Source organism: Bacillus sp. LNXM12-1 (assembly GCF_003004375.1).
In the GTDB taxonomy this organism is placed as follows: Bacteria; Bacillota; Bacilli; order Bacillales; family Bacillaceae; genus Bacillus.
Map to the genome: position 1 here is coordinate 17,513 of NZ_PVWX01000007.1, position 15,617 is coordinate 33,129.

Genomic DNA, 15,617 nt, shown 5'->3' on the forward strand with positions numbered 1-15,617 from the left:
TCTCAGTGAGGTGGATGCAATGGCGAAGACTTTGTCCGACATCAAAAGATCGCTTGATGGTAACTTAGGTAAACGTTTGACGTTAAAGGCTAACGGGGGCCGCCGTAAAACAATTGAGCGTTCGGGCATTTTAGCTGAAACGTACCCTTCTGTATTTGTGATTCAATTAGATCAAGATGAGAATTCGTTTGAAAGAGTTTCTTATAGTTATGCAGATATACTGACTGAGACGGTCGAATTAACGTTCGATGATACCGCTAGCTCAGTCGCCTATTAATGGGCAGTGAACTTCTTGTTTACTGCTTTTTGTTTTGCCTTTTTTTCTGAATGGGAGTCTGTCCATTTTTTGAAAGGGGTAAAAGAAAGGATTCGATACAAAATAAGAAAGCCACACAAGCAGTGGCACTGATTCGAATTCTCGACTAAAGGGGCTGTTTCGTTTGGGTAGACGCCGAGGTATTATGTCAGATGAGTTCAAATACGAGCTGGCGAAGGATCTTGGATTTTATGATACCGTCAAAAATGGAGGCTGGGGAGAGATTCGTGCGCGTGACGCAGGTAATATGGTCAAACGTGCCATTGAATTAGCTCAACAGCACATGGCTCAGGATGAGAATCAACGATAGAAAAACGGTCAGGGATACCTCGGGTGTCTCTGGCTTTTTTTGATGAAAAAGTCAGTGTGCTCGGCGTAAAAGCCTATATTCATCAGATCCATCAAATGTGATACAATATTGATACTTATGTTTAGATGGAGAAGTAGGTGAAATGTTTGCGTATTTTAGAAAAAGCACCGGCAAAAATTAATCTCTCACTTGATGTTCATGGAAAAAGACCGGATGGATATCACGAAGTGGAGATGGTGATGACAACAATAGACCTTGCAGATCGACTAGAGCTGACGGAGCTGGACAAGGATGAAATCCGTGTATCATCTCATAATCGATTCGTGCCAGATGATCAGCGTAATTTGGCTTATCAGGCGGCTAAATTGCTCAAAACAAGGTTCGGTATTCAAAAAGGTGTATCCATTGTCATCACGAAAACAATTCCAGTCGCAGCAGGTTTAGCTGGAGGCAGCAGTGATGCGGCAGCAGCTCTTCGCGGCTTAAATCGTTTGTGGAAGTTGAACCTCACGTTAGATGAACTAGCTGAGCTTGGAGCGGAGATCGGCTCAGATGTGTCCTTTTGTGTACACGGAGGCACAGCACTAGCGACAGGACGTGGAGAAAAGCTGAAGCATATTGCGACACCGCCGCATTGCTGGGTGATTTTAGCGAAGCCGGTGATTGGGGTATCTACAGCTGAAGTCTATAGACAATATGACGCAAGCAAAGTAGAACACCCGAATGTAAAGCGTATGATTGAAGCGATTGAAGCGAAAGATTATAAAGAGATGTGCGGCTCACTCGGCAACGTTCTAGAGTCTGTGACATTAAAGATGTACCCAGAAGTAGATATGATCAAAAGACAGATGAAGCGTTTCGGTGCTGACGCTGTTTTAATGAGTGGAAGCGGCCCTACAGTATTTGGCTTGATTCAATATGAATCGAAGGTACAAAGAATATATAACGGACTGAGAGGATTTTGTGATCAAGTATACGCTGTCCGCATGATCGGCGAACAAAATGCCCTTGATTAAATCCGTATATTAAGTTATATTTATCATAAATTATTCGGGTTCTGGGGGTAAGTTCATGAAGTTTCGTCGAAGCGGCAGATTGGTGGACTTAACAAATTATTTGTTAGCCCACCCGCACGTACTAGTACCGTTAACTTTTTTTGCAGAAAGATATCAATCTGCGAAGTCCTCTATTAGTGAAGACTTAACGATTATCAAACAGACCTTCGAACAGCAGGGAATAGGCACATTGCTTACTGTACCTGGTGCTGCTGGCGGAGTGAAATATATTCCAAAGATTCACCTAAAAGAAGCAGACGACGTAGTAAACGATATCGGAGAGGCTCTATCGACTCCTGAACGTGTACTTCCTGGCGGTTATTTATATTTAACCGATGTTTTAGGTAATCCATCAATTCTTGCGAAAATCGGTAAGCTGTTTGCGACCATCTTTGCAGACCGTGCGATTGATGTCGTCATGACCGTTGCGACAAAGGGTATTCCAATTGCCTATTCTGTTGCGGGTTATTTAAATGTGCCTGTTGTGATCGTTAGAAAAGATAATAAGGTAACCGAAGGATCAACTGTAAGTATTAACTACGCGTCAGGTTCGTCTAACCGAATTCAAACCATGTCACTTGCAAAGCGGAGTTTAGATAAAGGATCCAATGTCCTAATCATTGATGACTTTATGAAAGCGGGCGGAACCATTAACGGCATGATGAATTTGCTTGAGGAATTTAATGCAAATGTTGCAGGGATCGGTGTTCTTTTAGAAGATGAAGGCGTAAATGAACGTCTCGTTGATGAATATGTATCGCTTTTAAAGCTTTCAACCATTGATATGAAGCAGAAGATCATTGAGATCAATGAAGGCAATTTCCACGAGTTTTTTCATTCGAAAGCTTAAGCTTTGATCAAACATGTAGTTGAATGGGAGAGATTGATATGACAAAAGTTGTTCAAACCAAACATGCACCAGCAGCCATTGGACCTTACTCTCAAGGGATTATTGTCAATAACATGTTTTACAGCTCAGGGCAGATTCCATTAACGCCAGCTGGAGACTTTGTAAATGGAGATATTAAAGAACAAACACATCAAGTGTTCCGTAATCTTAAGGCAGTACTTGAAGCAGCAGGTGCTTCCTTTGAGACAGTCGTGAAAGCAACAGTTTTTATCAAAGATATGGAACAATTCGCAGAAGTAAATGAAGTGTACGGTGAGTATTTCCATACACATAAGCCAGCTCGTTCATGTGTGGAAGTAGCAAGACTTCCTAAGGATGCACTCGTAGAAATTGAAGTAATTGCATTAGTAAAGTAAACAGGCAGTCTCAACGAAAGCCGTTTGGTTTCATCATATGCAGGAAAAGACATCATCATGATGTCTTTTTTTCACGCAAAGAATGTAAGCGTCGTCACCAAAATGACAAATAATGTATAAATATCCCGATATTTCAAAAAAAGTTTAAAAAAAGAGCAGGAGAATCACCACAATCGTTGAATACCTAAGTAATGCTTTTATATTGGGAAAAGGTGGTGAACTACTGTGGAAGTTACTGACGTAAGATTACGCCGCGTGAATACCGATGGTCGCATGAGGGCGATTGCATCCATCACGCTGGACCACGAATTTGTTGTTCATGATATTCGTGTGATTGATGGAAACAATGGGTTGTTTGTGGCAATGCCTAGCAAACGCACGCCTGATGGAGAGTTTCGCGATATTGCACACCCAATTAATTCAGGTACTCGGGGTAAAATCCAAGATGCTGTATTAAATGAATATCATCGCTTAGGCGAAGAGGAAGAAACAATTGAATATGAAGAAGCTGGAGCTTCTTAATCATATGTGAATCCAAAAAGACAGCTTTAAGAGAAAATGGAATGTTTTCTTTTAAATGCTGTCTTTTTTGCGTTTTTTCTCTTGTTTCTTATGTCTTTCATCCATTAGAAAATTATTGCACTTCCTCTTGTATCCTTGAAATCAGTCCTTATTTAGGATATATTTTTCTATGGATAATAGGGATATTGGAGGCCAATCAATGGATAAGCGGTTCGCAGTGATTTTAGCAGCGGGAAAAGGAACGAGAATGAAGTCAAAGCTATACAAAGTACTTCATCCAGTTTGCGGAAAGCCAATGGTCGAGCATGTGGCAGATGAAGCGTTAAAGCTTTCTTTAGCCAAGCTAGTGACGATCGTCGGTCATGGAGCAGAGAACGTCAAAGAGCAGCTTGGAGACAGAAGTGAGTATGCACTTCAAGAAGAACAGCTGGGAACAGCACATGCCGTCAAACAAGCAAAGTCGTTCCTTGCGCAGGAAAAGGGAACAACCATTGTCATTTGTGGTGATACGCCATTATTGACAGCGGAAACAATGGAAGCTATGTTGAGCGAGCATCAAAAACATCAAGCGAAAGTCACTATTTTAACTGCACATGCGGATGACCCGACAGGTTATGGTCGTATTATTCGTGACGAAACCGGTGCTGTCGTGAAAATTGTGGAGCATAAAGATGCGAATGATGCGGAACGTCAAGTGAATGAAATTAATACAGGGACCTATTGTTTTTCAAATGAAGATCTCTTCCGTGTGATTGAGCAAGTATCGAATGAAAATGCACAGGGTGAATACTATTTGCCAGACGTCATTGAAATTTTAAAGAATGAAGGGCAAACGGTTGCAGCATATCAAACACCGCATTTTGAAGAAACACTTGGAGTCAATGATCGTATCGCTCTATCACAAGCAGAGCAATTCATGAAGCGACGTATTAATCATCAGCATATGAAGAATGGTGTGACCTTGATTGATCCTGAGAACACGTATATTTCACCAGATGCTGTCATCGGTGAAGATACAATCATTTATCCTGGGACGGTCATCAAAGGGAATGTAAAAATCGGTGCAGACGCTACTATTGGGCCAAACACTGAAATTGTTGACAGCATCGTCGGAGATCGCACAGTGATTAAGCAATCTGTCGTCTGCGATAGTGAGGTTGGAGTCGATGTGACAATTGGGCCGTTTGCTCATATTCGCCCGTTGTCGAAAATTGGCGATGAAGTGAAGATCGGGAATTTTGTCGAAATCAAGAAAACGGTTTTCGGTGACCGCAGCAAAGCATCTCATCTAAGCTATATTGGAGATGCAGAGGTCGGAACTGATGTAAACCTTGGCTGTGGATCTATTACAGTCAACTATGATGGGAAGAACAAATTCTTAACGAAGATTGAAGATGGCGCTTTTATTGGCTGTAATTCAAATCTCGTAGCACCAGTCACTGTCGGAAAAGGGGCATATGTTGCAGCTGGTTCAACGGTTACAGAAAATGTACCGCAGGATGCATTGTCTATTGCTAGAGCAAGACAAGTCAATAAAGAAGATTATGTGAAAAATATTCATAAAAAATAATCCAAATACCCGGAGGTTTACCATGTCTAATCGTTATGCTGATGCGAATTTAAAGATATTCTCTTTGAATTCAAACCCTGAACTTGCTAAAGAAATTGCCGATCGTATCGGAGTTGATGTAGGAAAGAGCTCTGTTAAACGCTTTAGTGACGGTGAAGTCCAAATCAATATTGAAGAAAGTATTCGCGGCTGTGATTGTTATGTCATTCAATCAACGAGTGCGCCAGTCAATGAGCACATTATGGAACTGCTCATTATGGTGGATGCACTAAAACGCGCTTCTGCGAAAACGGTCAATATTGTGATCCCTTATTACGGATATGCACGTCAAGATCGTAAGGCAAAACCTCGTGAGCCAATCACTGCGAAGCTTTTTGCGAACTTACTTGAGACAGCAGGTGCTACTCGTGTCATTGCACTTGATCTTCATGCGCCGCAGATCCAAGGTTTCTTTGATATTCCAATCGATAACTTAATGGCTGTGCCAATCTTAACAAACTATTTCGAACAGAAAAACTTGAAGGATATCGTCGTTGTGTCTCCAGACCACGGTGGTGTGACACGTGCGCGTAAAATGGCAGACCGCCTGAAAGCGCCAATCGCTATTATCGACAAACGTCGTCCGAAGCCAAATGTTGCTGAAGTGATGAACATCATTGGTAACATTGAAGGCAAAACGGCGATTCTCATCGATGATATCATTGATACGGCTGGTACCATTACACTTGCTGCAAATGCACTTGTGGAAAATGGAGCGGCTGAAGTATATGCTTGCTGTACTCACCCAGTATTGTCTGGACCAGCAGTAGAACGTATCACAAATTCTAAAATAAAAGAATTGGTTGTGACAAACAGTATTCATTTAACAGATGACAAGAAAGTTGAAAAATTCATTCCGCTTTCAGTTGGGCCTTTGCTTGCAGAAGCCATCATCCGTGTACATGAAGAAGAATCTGTGAGCTACCTTTTTAGCTAATTTTCTGATTAAAAAAGGCCCTAGGCATCAGCTTGGGGTCTTTTTGCTGTCATCATTCAGAGCAAATAGGTTTAAAATGATTCGCTTATGGGTAATTATGAGAGTAGTGACAAAAATGAAATAGGATGGTGCTGAATATGGCAACTTTAAAAGCAAATAAAAGAACTGATTTCAAACGTTCCACACTGCAAAAAATCCGTCATTCAGGACACGTTCCTGGTGTCATATACGGAAAAAATACAGACAACCTGGCTGTTTCACTAGACAGCATCGATTTATTAAAGACCTTACGTGATGAAGGAAAGAATACAATCATCACATTAGACGTGAACGGTGAAACAAAATCCGTGATGGTCACAGAATTACAAACAGATCCGCTGAAAAATGAGCTTGTCCATGCAGATTTCCAAGTGGTCGACTTACAGCGTGAAATTGAAGCAGATGTACCTGTCCAGCTGATTGGCGAATCTAAAGGGGTAAAAGATGGCGGTGTGCTCCAGCAGCCACTATTTGAACTATCCATTACAGCGAAACCAAAAGATATCCCGCAGCATATTGAAGCAGATATTACAAACTTAGAAGTAAATGATGTCCTAACAGTCGCTGATTTGTCTGTTCAGTCATCATATCAAGTGAATAACGATCCAGAAGAAGTCGTTGCATCCATTTTGCCGCCTCAGCAATCAGAGGTTCCTGAGCCAGATAGCGAAGAGGAACCAAAAGAACCTGAGGCCATTAAAGAAAAGGATAACGATGGAGAATAACTGGTCATTTAGAGACGTAACCCTCCCGCGGTTGCGTCTTTTGTGCTAGAATGAAAAGAATTCATACGTTTTTACATGGGGCAATCCTATTGGCTCATTTTTTAGGCGTGTGCTTTGTGACAAAGGAGGTTATTGGTTTCATGATTGCATTCGTTGGATTAGGTAATCCAGGAAAAGAATATGAAAAAACAAGACATAATGTCGGGTTTATGACAATAGATGAATTATCGAAAAAATGGGACATCCCCTTAAATCAATCAAAATTCCATGGACAATTTGGAACAGGGTTTGTTTCAGGGCAAAAGGTTCTACTTGTAAAGCCGCTTACATATATGAACTTATCAGGAGAATGCGTGCGTCCGCTAATGGATTACTATGATATTCCACTTGAACATTTGAAAGTCATCTATGATGATCTTGATTTGCCAACTGGGCGGATTCGTTTGCGTACAAAAGGAAGTGCAGGCGGACATAATGGAATCAAATCGTTGATTCAGCATTTAGGGTCACCTGAGTTTGACCGATTCCGTATCGGCATTGGACGTCCTCAAAATGGCATGAAGGTCGTCGATTACGTGCTAGGACGCTTTTCTGAAGAGGAGCAGCCTGACATTGCATCAGCCATTCAGGCGTCTGTCGAAGCTTGCGAGGCGGCTTTAACAAAGCCATTTTTAGAAGTGATGAATGATTTTAACAAGAAGGTATAAGAATGATAAGCAAAGCACATACTGATTATAAAATCTCAGCATGGGAGGATCACGTATGGCTTTGCATTATTACTGCCGGCACTGTGGTGTAAAGGTTGGCAGTCTAGATGAATCCGCTGTTCAAAGTGAAGCACTTGGATTTCATCACTTAACAAATGAGGAAAGAAACGATATGATTTCTTATAGGGAAAATGGTGATTTACATGTACAAACCATTTGTGAGGATTGCCAAGAGGCGCTCGAAAGAAATCCTGATTACCATCAGTATCATACCTTTATTCAATAAAAAGCTTTGGTGTAGATAATAGACCAAAGCGTTTTTCTGTTTTAAACAAGCAGGGAGGAGGAGCCAAATGAAAAATATACAATCATTTATCAAACAAAGTGATGATTTTCAGTCCATTTTTAATGGGCTAAAGGAAGGGTTAAAAGAACAGCTGCTCGCCGGACTATCAGGCTCCGTCAGATCTTTATTTACAGCCGCTATATCAGACGAACTTAAGCGGCCGATGTTTATTGTGACTCACAACTTGTATCAAGCGCAGAAGGTAACAGATGATCTTGCCAGTGTGATTTCAGATCGCTCGGTCCTTCTTTATCCTGTTAATGAACTCATTGCTTCAGAAATTGCCGTTGCCAGCCCTGAGCTCAGAGCACAGCGTCTAGATGTTCTGAACCGGCTGGCGAATGGAGAAAACCCCATTATCGTCACACCGGCTGCAGCGGTGCGCAGAATGCTTCCGCCAGTTGAGCTCTGGAAGGAGAGTCAGATCCATTTAAAGCTCGGTGAAGAAATTGATTTGGAGGCGTTTTCAAAACAACTTGTACAAATCGGTTATGACCGGACGTCGATGGTTGCTGCGCCCGGAGATTTTAGTGTGCGCGGAGGAATCATTGATATTTATTCGTTAACGGAAGATCATCCGATCCGTATTGAGCTGTTTGATACAGAAGTAGACTCGATTCGAACGTTCCACTCAGATACACAGCGTTCATTAGAAACACTTCAAGAGATTAAAATCGGTCCCGCAAAAGAGCTGATTGTGAGAGGTTCTGAACGAGTGAGAGCCATTGAACAGCTTGATCAAGGACTTGCGAAGAGCTTAAAGAAATTTAACTCAGACCAGCAAAAAGAACTGCTTCATCAACATATTTCTGCTGATCGAGAGAAGCTGCTAGAAGGTATCGTGACACAGGAAATGACGAAGTACCTGTCCTATTTCTATGTAAAGCCTGCTAGTTTGCTAGATTACACATCACAGGAAACGATTATTATTTTAGATGAAATTAGCAGAATTCAGGAGATGGAAGAACAGCTTGAACAGGAAGAAGCTGATTGGACAATTAGCCTGCTTGAAGAAGGTAATATCCTTCATGATTTATCCCTTTCTTTCCCGTTCCAACAACTAATCAATCAGCAATCGCGGTCTATTCTGTACTACTCCTTGTTTCTGAGACATGTCCAGCAGACAAATCCGCAAAATATCGTCAATGTATCTAGTAAGCAAATGCAGAATTTCCACGGGCAGATGAATGTGCTTGCGAGTGAAATTGAACGCTACAAAAAACAACAATACACAGTTGTCTTCTTAGGTGCGGATGAAGAGCGGACAGATAAACTATCTTCTGTCTTACATGATTATGACATTGAAGCCGCTCTTGCCAAGCCGGACGCCGAGCTTGTAAGCGGACAGGTGTATATTTTACAAGGTGAGCTGCAAACAGGCTTTGAACTGCCGTTATCGAAAATTGCCGTGATCACAGAAGGCGAGCTCTTCAAGAAACGTGTGAAGAAGCAGGCACGTAAGCAAAAGCTGACCAATGCAGAGCGAATTAAGAGCTATTCAGAGCTTCAAGTCGGCGATTATGTGGTGCACATTAACCACGGAATCGGTAAGTATTTAGGAATTGAAACGCTTGAAATCGGCGGCATTCATAAAGATTATTTAAATATTCATTATCAAGGAAGCGACAAGCTTTATGTACCGGTTGAACAAATTGATCAGGTGCAGAAGTATGTCGGATCAGAAGGTAAAGAACCAAAGCTGTACAAACTAGGCGGCAGCGATTGGAAACGTGTGAAGAAAAAAGTGGAAACATCTGTACAGGACATCGCAGATGATCTCATTAAGCTGTATGCGGAACGTGAGGCAAGCAAAGGGTATGCCTTCTCGCCTGATCATGAGATGCAGCGCCAGTTTGAATCAGCGTTCCCTTACCAGGAAACAGATGATCAAATCCGTTCGATTCACGAAATCAAACAAGACATGGAGCGGGAGCGTCCAATGGACCGCCTACTTTGTGGAGATGTGGGATATGGAAAAACAGAAGTGGCGATTCGAGCGGCCTTCAAAGCCATTGCTGACGGAAAACAGGTTGCTCTGCTTGTACCGACAACCATCTTAGCGCAGCAGCATTTTGACACGATTATGGACCGATTCCAAGACTACCCTGTCAAAATCGCTCAGCTGAGTCGTTTCCGTACAAGAAAAGAAACAACCGAAACGTTAAAAGGGCTGAAAAACGGAACGATTGATATGGTCATCGGCACACACCGTTTGCTTTCTAAAGATATTGTCTATAAAGACTTAGGTTTGTTGATCATTGACGAAGAGCAGCGTTTTGGTGTGACGCATAAAGAGAAAATTAAACAGATGAAAGCCAATATCGATGTACTGACATTAACGGCTACGCCAATTCCGCGTACGCTGCATATGTCTATGCTTGGCGTACGGGATTTATCGGTTATTGAGACACCGCCTGAAAACCGTTTCCCTGTTCAAACCTATGTGGTCGAGTACAATGGCGCTTTAGTCAGAGAAGCGATTGAGCGAGAACTAGCACGCGGCGGTCAAGTGTACTTTCTTTACAACCGTGTTGAAGATATTGAACGCAAAGCAGATGAAATCTCCATGCTAGTCCCAGACGCGAAAGTCAGCTATGCACATGGGAAAATGAGTGAGAACGAGCTGGAATCAGTGATGATCAATTTCCTTGAAGGTGAATCAGATGTATTGGTCAGTACCACCATCATTGAAACGGGAGTCGACATTCCAAATGTGAACACGCTCATCGTCCACGATGCGGATAAAATGGGGCTTTCTCAGCTGTACCAGCTAAGAGGACGAGTAGGACGCTCGAATCGTGTCGCATATGCTTATTTCACGTATCGAAAAGATAAAGTTCTGTCTGAAGTAGCAGAGAAGAGACTTCAAGCTATTAAAGAATTCACAGAGCTCGGATCAGGATTTAAAATTGCGATGCGTGATTTAACGATTCGAGGAGCAGGAAATTTACTTGGTGCACAGCAGCATGGATTCATTGATTCTGTTGGATTCGACCTCTATTCTCAAATGCTGAAAGAAGCCATTGAGGAAAGAAGAGGCGATACAACGGCTCAAGATAAATTCGAACCGGAAATCGATCTGCAAATCGATGCCTACATCCCGGACACTTACATTTCGGATGGGAAGCAAAAGATCGAGATGTATAAACAGTTCAGAGCGATTGGATCAATCGAAGAGCGAAAAGAGCTTCAAGATGAAATGATCGACCGATTTGGTGAATATCCGCAAGAAGTGGCGGACTTGTTCACGATTGCGACGATGAAAGTATACGCAGTGCAGGAACGTGTCGAACTGATCAAGATGGAGAAAGGCATTGTCAGGCTTACTCTTGAAGAGCAAGCAAGCAGTGAAATCGACGGTCAAAAATTATTTGCGCTCAGCAGTAAATATGGTCGTGATATAGGCTTGGGAATGGAAGGCAGCAAGCTGATTATTTCTGTTCAAACGAAAGGCAAGAAGACTGAGGAATGGCTTGAGATCGTTCTGAATATGCTTCGAGGCCTTCAAGAAGTGAAAAAAGAAACCATTCCATCTTCATAAAATTTTGTTTGTCTCTCGTGTATATTACGTTTGATGTGACGGATACTAAACTCAGGGTCAAGTGGTGAATGTTGCATAAAGTGGACGCTTTTGTTCCATTCACCCAACACATCATCAAACGAAAGAGAGGCAGCAGTGAATGAAAGCAACTGGAATTGTACGCCGCATCGATGATCTAGGTAGAGTGGTTATTCCGAAGGAGATTCGCAGAACATTGCGCATCCGGGAAGGAGATCCGCTTGAGATTTTCGTCGACCGCGATGGAGAAGTGATTTTGAAGAAATATTCGCCGATTAGTGAGCTAGGAGACTTTGCGAAGGAATATGCTGATGCATTATTCGACAGTTTGGGTCATTCCATCCTGATCTGTGATCGAGATACGTATATTGCTGTATCCGGCAGTTCGAAAAAAGAGTACTTAAACAAATCCATCAGTGATTTACTTGAACGAACAATGGACCAGCGTAATTCTGTATTAGAAGAAAGCAAAAAAGAAATTCAACTTGTCGATGGTATTGATGATGACGTATCTGCTTATACCATTGCACCTATTGTTGCAAACGGAGATCCGATTGGCGCCGTCGTCTTATTTTCTAAAGAGCGTTCAATGGGAGAAGTGGAGCATAAAGCGGCAGAAACGGCAGCTGGCTTCTTAGCCCGTCAAATGGAACATTAGGTCTAATATTCTATATCATATAGATAAAATGAAAGAATGCCGATGAAATCATTTGATTTTGTCGGCGTTTTTTATATGGGATGAAACAAAACGAGGAATGTGCCGTCTACTCCTTAGAAAGAAACGGCTTTTCATTCACGTATGATATAATGAGTGCGTTTAACTGTAGATCTATTTTTAAAGGAGTCATCCATGAAAAATGCTGTGAATCAGCCGCATTGGCTTTTCCAGGGTGCGGTGATTTTGACCATCGCAGGCTTGTTATCAAAGGTACTAAGTGCCGTTTATCGTGTTCCGTTCCAGAACATCGTAGGAGACACAGGGTTTTATATTTATCAGCAAGTGTATCCCTTCCTTGGCATTGCCATCATGCTCGGCACCACAGGGTTTCCTGTCATGGTGTCCAAGCTTCTGAGTGAGCATGGGGAAGAGAATCGAAGGATCATTACAAGGGTATCCTTGGTCTATATCACTTTACTGAGCTTGGTCTTATTTCTTTGTCTTTACATAGGAGCAGGCAGAATTGCGAGCCTTATGGCGGACAGTCAATTAATCCTGCTCATCCAAATGAGTGCTTTCGTGTTTTTATTTCTTCCGCTTACCGTGATGCTGAGGGGAGTTTTTCAGAGTGACGGTATGATGCTTCCAACGGCTATTTCTCAATTGGTGGAGCAACTCATCAGGGTAGGCGTCCTGCTTGTTTTATCCTTCTATTTCGTGAGGCGCGGCTATTCGCTTTATGAAACAGGGGCGGGTGCGGTCTTCTCCTCCATAGCGGGGAGTGCGGCCTCGCTTATACTACTTCTTTTTCTTTGGCTGACATACCGAAAACAGCCTGCTGCAAGTATGACAAGCAAACAGGCGACACTTCGGAAAAAGGATGTTTTGAAGAGTTTGGTGCTGTATACATTCACGATTTGTGTCAGCGGATTGCTCATTTTATGGATGCAAATGGTTGATGCCTTTCATCTGTATGCGTTGCTGCGCAGTGAGGGTCTGAGTGAAGCCGCGGCAAAAGCGGCAAAAGGTGTGTATGACCGAGGACAGCCGTTCTTACAGCTAGGGACGGTGTTTGCCATTAGCATCGGAACCTCTCTTGTGCCATTTTTATCGGCGGCCATGAGGAATGGAGAGCATGAAGCGATAAGGCAAAAAGTGCGTACATCGTTTAAGACCACGTCGGTTTTAGGGATTGGTTCAGCAGTTGGGCTGATTTGTATTCTAGCGTCAGTCAATACCATGCTTTTTCGTAATGACTTAGGCACCGATGCGCTGCAAATATTCTGTATTTCCATCGCATTTACATCGATTGCGATTACGCAAGCAGCTTTACTTCAAGGGCTCGGGCATACTGTGTATCCGGCTGTTGTGGTGATTCTCAGTGTGCTGGTGAAATGGATACTAACGCTTGCACTTGTCCCGCTATTTGGCATCTACGGTGCCGCATGGTCAACCGTATGTGGTTTTCTCGCTGCGGCTCTGCTCAATGCCGTTTATTTGAGGCATAAAGGATGGATTTCGTTGAGAGAGCTGTTCCCAGTGAAAATTCTTTTATCGGCTGCTTTCATGGCCATTGTCTTAATAGGGTATCAGGCACTGTTTTCTTGGGTCATTCCCTTTGAAAAACGTCCTTTTTTCGTTTTAGAGAGCCTGACGTCAGTTTTTATTGGTGGTTTCGCCTTTTTATATAGTATTCTTAAGCTAGAAGTATTTACGGACGAGGAATGGAGACTCATTCCATTAGGAGAAAAGATTTTATATTTTAAACAGATGAGAGGGAATCGAAATGGCAGGTAAGATTACCGTCGTCGGTCTCGGGGCAGGCGACATGGATCAGCTGACGCTCGGTGTATACAAGCAGCTGAAGCAGGCGAAAGAAGTATTTATGAGAACGCAGGATCATCCGCTTACCGCAGAGTTGATGCAGGAGGTCTCATCGCTGACCTTTTTTGATGAAATTTATGAAAAACACGATCAGTTTGATTCGGTCTATCAGGAAATCACTGAAATTTTATTTACAGAGGCTGCGGAAAAGGATATTGTGTACGCAGTACCAGGACACCCATTTGTCGCAGAAAAGACCGTCCAGCTATTAGTTTCTCAGCAGCAAGAGCGCGGGATTGAGGTGTCTGTTGCTGGTGGACAAAGCTTTTTGGATGCGACGTTTAACTCCTTGCAGATTGACCCAATCGAGGGATTACAATTCGTTGATGCAGGAGATATGAGAGCGGACGATCTGAAATTGACCCAGCATGTCCTCATTTGTCAGGTATATGATCAGCTGACCGCTTCGAATGTGAAACTCACGCTGATGGAAAAGCTTCCTGACGATTATGAAGTCTATATTGTGACTGCGGCTGGAAGCAGTCAGGAACAGATTACTGCCGTTCCTTTATTTGAACTTGATCGAGATGTGTCGATAAATAACTTAACGAGTGTTTATGTACCTCCGATTCAAGATGAAAAGCTGCTTTATCAACAATTTGACACTTTCCGTGACGTCATACGTACATTAAGAGGTCCGGGCGGCTGTCCATGGGATCAAAAACAAACCAATGAGTCACTTAAACCATATTTAATTGAAGAATGCTATGAACTGCTTGAAGCGATCGATGAAGATGATCCAGACCATATGGTGGAAGAGCTCGGAGATGTGCTGCTGCAGGTGTTACTTCACGCCCAAATTGGTGAAGATGACGGCTTTTTCTCAATTGGTGACGTCATCCAGCATGTCACAGAAAAAATGATTCGTAGACATCCCCATGTGTTTGGTGACACAAATGTTTCTGAAGCAGCAGATGTGGTCGCCAACTGGGAAAAAATCAAGCAGCAGGAGAAGCCGGAGCGGGCAGCCTCCATTTTGCAATCCATCCCGGCGACGCTTCCAGCACTAACAAAGGCATATAAGCTCCAAAAGAAAGCCGCCAAAGTAGGCTTTGATTGGACAGATGTGAAAGATATTTGGAACAAATACGAAGAAGAGAAGCAGGAATTTCTCGTTGAAGTGGCAGAGAAGCCGGACGAAAGTGCAACGAAGCAGATGAAAGATGAATTTGGAGATCTTTTGTTTGTTCTCGTCAACATTGGAAGGTTCTATCAGCTAGAGCCTGAAACGGCACTCGCTTCCGCCAACACAAAATTCATGCGTCGCTTTCAGCATATCGAACAAAAAGCAAAGGACATGGGACGTTCATTAGATGACTTAACGCTAGAGGAAATGGACGATCTATGGAACGATGCCAAACGTATAGAAAGAGGTGAGCATACATGAGACTAGATAAATTTTTAAAAGTGTCCCGTTTAATTAAAAGAAGAACATTGGCAAAAGAAGTAGCTGATCAAGGCAGAATTTCTATTAACGGCACACAGGCGAAAGCCAGCTCTGACGTGAAAGAAGGAGACGAGCTTCAAATCCGTTTTGGTCAAAAACTTGTGACGGTTCAAGTCAACGAGTTAAAGGACACGACGAAAAAAGAAGAAGCCGCTGGCATGTATACTGTGCTAAAAGAAGAAAAAACAGCAGAATAGGGCTTGTTCTAAATGATCCTCCTGTCACATACAATGCAGT

Annotated in this window: 16 protein-coding genes; all 16 read left to right on the forward strand. The window is 42.7% G+C overall.

Features of this window, described 5'->3' with window-relative positions; genetic code table 11:
- Window positions 1-19 precede the first annotated feature (19 nt).
- On the forward strand, window positions 20-277 hold the full coding sequence (veg, locus tag C6Y07_RS18430) for a biofilm formation stimulator Veg (RefSeq protein ID WP_003217979.1): 258 nt from the start codon (window positions 20-22) through the stop codon (window positions 275-277).
- A gap of 163 nt (window positions 278-440) precedes the next feature.
- Window positions 441-626 carry a small, acid-soluble spore protein, alpha/beta type gene (locus C6Y07_RS18435; protein WP_012008653.1) on the forward strand — a complete coding sequence of 62 codons (186 nt, stop codon included), beginning with the start codon at window positions 441-443 and terminating at the stop codon, window positions 624-626.
- A 146-nt stretch (window positions 627-772) separates the two neighbouring features.
- The gene (gene ispE, locus C6Y07_RS18440) at window positions 773-1,642 is read left to right on the forward strand and encodes a 4-(cytidine 5'-diphospho)-2-C-methyl-D-erythritol kinase (RefSeq protein ID WP_060595352.1); all 870 of its coding nucleotides are present in this window, start codon (window positions 773-775) and stop codon (window positions 1,640-1,642) included.
- Between the two features lie 55 nt (window positions 1,643-1,697).
- A complete protein-coding gene (gene purR, locus C6Y07_RS18445; protein ID WP_034665706.1) occupies window positions 1,698-2,531 on the forward strand; it encodes a pur operon repressor in 834 nt (277 codons plus the stop codon).
- Between the two features lie 38 nt (window positions 2,532-2,569).
- A complete protein-coding gene (gene ridA, locus C6Y07_RS18450; protein WP_034665708.1) occupies window positions 2,570-2,947 on the forward strand; it encodes a 2-iminobutanoate/2-iminopropanoate deaminase in 378 nt (125 codons plus the stop codon).
- Window positions 2,948-3,172: 225 nt separating this feature from the next.
- The gene (gene spoVG, locus C6Y07_RS18455; RefSeq protein ID WP_034324487.1) at window positions 3,173-3,469 is read left to right on the forward strand and encodes a septation regulator SpoVG; all 297 of its coding nucleotides are present in this window, start codon (window positions 3,173-3,175) and stop codon (window positions 3,467-3,469) included.
- A 199-nt stretch (window positions 3,470-3,668) separates the two neighbouring features.
- Window positions 3,669-5,039 (forward strand): bifunctional UDP-N-acetylglucosamine diphosphorylase/glucosamine-1-phosphate N-acetyltransferase GlmU, encoded by a 1,371-nt coding sequence (glmU, locus tag C6Y07_RS18460; protein WP_106048782.1) that lies wholly within the window; start codon window positions 3,669-3,671, stop codon window positions 5,037-5,039.
- Between the two features lie 22 nt (window positions 5,040-5,061).
- Window positions 5,062-6,015 carry a ribose-phosphate diphosphokinase gene (locus C6Y07_RS18465; protein WP_060595354.1) on the forward strand — a complete coding sequence of 318 codons (954 nt, stop codon included), beginning with the start codon at window positions 5,062-5,064 and terminating at the stop codon, window positions 6,013-6,015.
- Window positions 6,016-6,152: 137 nt separating this feature from the next.
- On the forward strand, window positions 6,153-6,779 hold the full coding sequence (locus C6Y07_RS18470) for a 50S ribosomal protein L25/general stress protein Ctc (RefSeq protein WP_060595355.1): 627 nt from the start codon (window positions 6,153-6,155) through the stop codon (window positions 6,777-6,779).
- Between the two features lie 140 nt (window positions 6,780-6,919).
- Window positions 6,920-7,486 (forward strand): aminoacyl-tRNA hydrolase, encoded by a 567-nt coding sequence (gene pth, locus C6Y07_RS18475; RefSeq protein WP_012008658.1) that lies wholly within the window; start codon window positions 6,920-6,922, stop codon window positions 7,484-7,486.
- A gap of 55 nt (window positions 7,487-7,541) precedes the next feature.
- Complete coding sequence (fin, locus tag C6Y07_RS18480; RefSeq protein ID WP_003217967.1) at window positions 7,542-7,772, forward strand: anti-sigma-F factor Fin; 231 nt, start codon at window positions 7,542-7,544, stop codon at window positions 7,770-7,772.
- A gap of 67 nt (window positions 7,773-7,839) precedes the next feature.
- Window positions 7,840-11,373 carry a transcription-repair coupling factor gene (gene mfd, locus C6Y07_RS18485; protein ID WP_066031452.1) on the forward strand — a complete coding sequence of 1,178 codons (3,534 nt, stop codon included), beginning with the start codon at window positions 7,840-7,842 and terminating at the stop codon, window positions 11,371-11,373.
- Window positions 11,374-11,512: 139 nt separating this feature from the next.
- Complete coding sequence (gene spoVT, locus C6Y07_RS18490) at window positions 11,513-12,049, forward strand: stage V sporulation protein T (protein WP_003217990.1); 537 nt, start codon at window positions 11,513-11,515, stop codon at window positions 12,047-12,049.
- 192 nt (window positions 12,050-12,241) lie between these two features.
- On the forward strand, window positions 12,242-13,846 hold the full coding sequence (locus C6Y07_RS18495; protein WP_066031451.1) for a putative polysaccharide biosynthesis protein: 1,605 nt from the start codon (window positions 12,242-12,244) through the stop codon (window positions 13,844-13,846).
- A complete protein-coding gene (gene yabN / locus C6Y07_RS18500; RefSeq protein WP_106157166.1) occupies window positions 13,836-15,320 on the forward strand; it encodes a bifunctional methyltransferase/pyrophosphohydrolase YabN in 1,485 nt (494 codons plus the stop codon). Before C6Y07_RS18495 ends, yabN begins: the two co-directional genes overlap by 11 nt.
- Entirely contained in the window at window positions 15,317-15,577 is a 261-nt protein-coding gene (locus C6Y07_RS18505; protein ID WP_008341839.1) for an RNA-binding S4 domain-containing protein, read from the forward strand. Before yabN ends, C6Y07_RS18505 begins: the two co-directional genes overlap by 4 nt.
- Window positions 15,578-15,617: the final 40 nt, after the last annotated feature.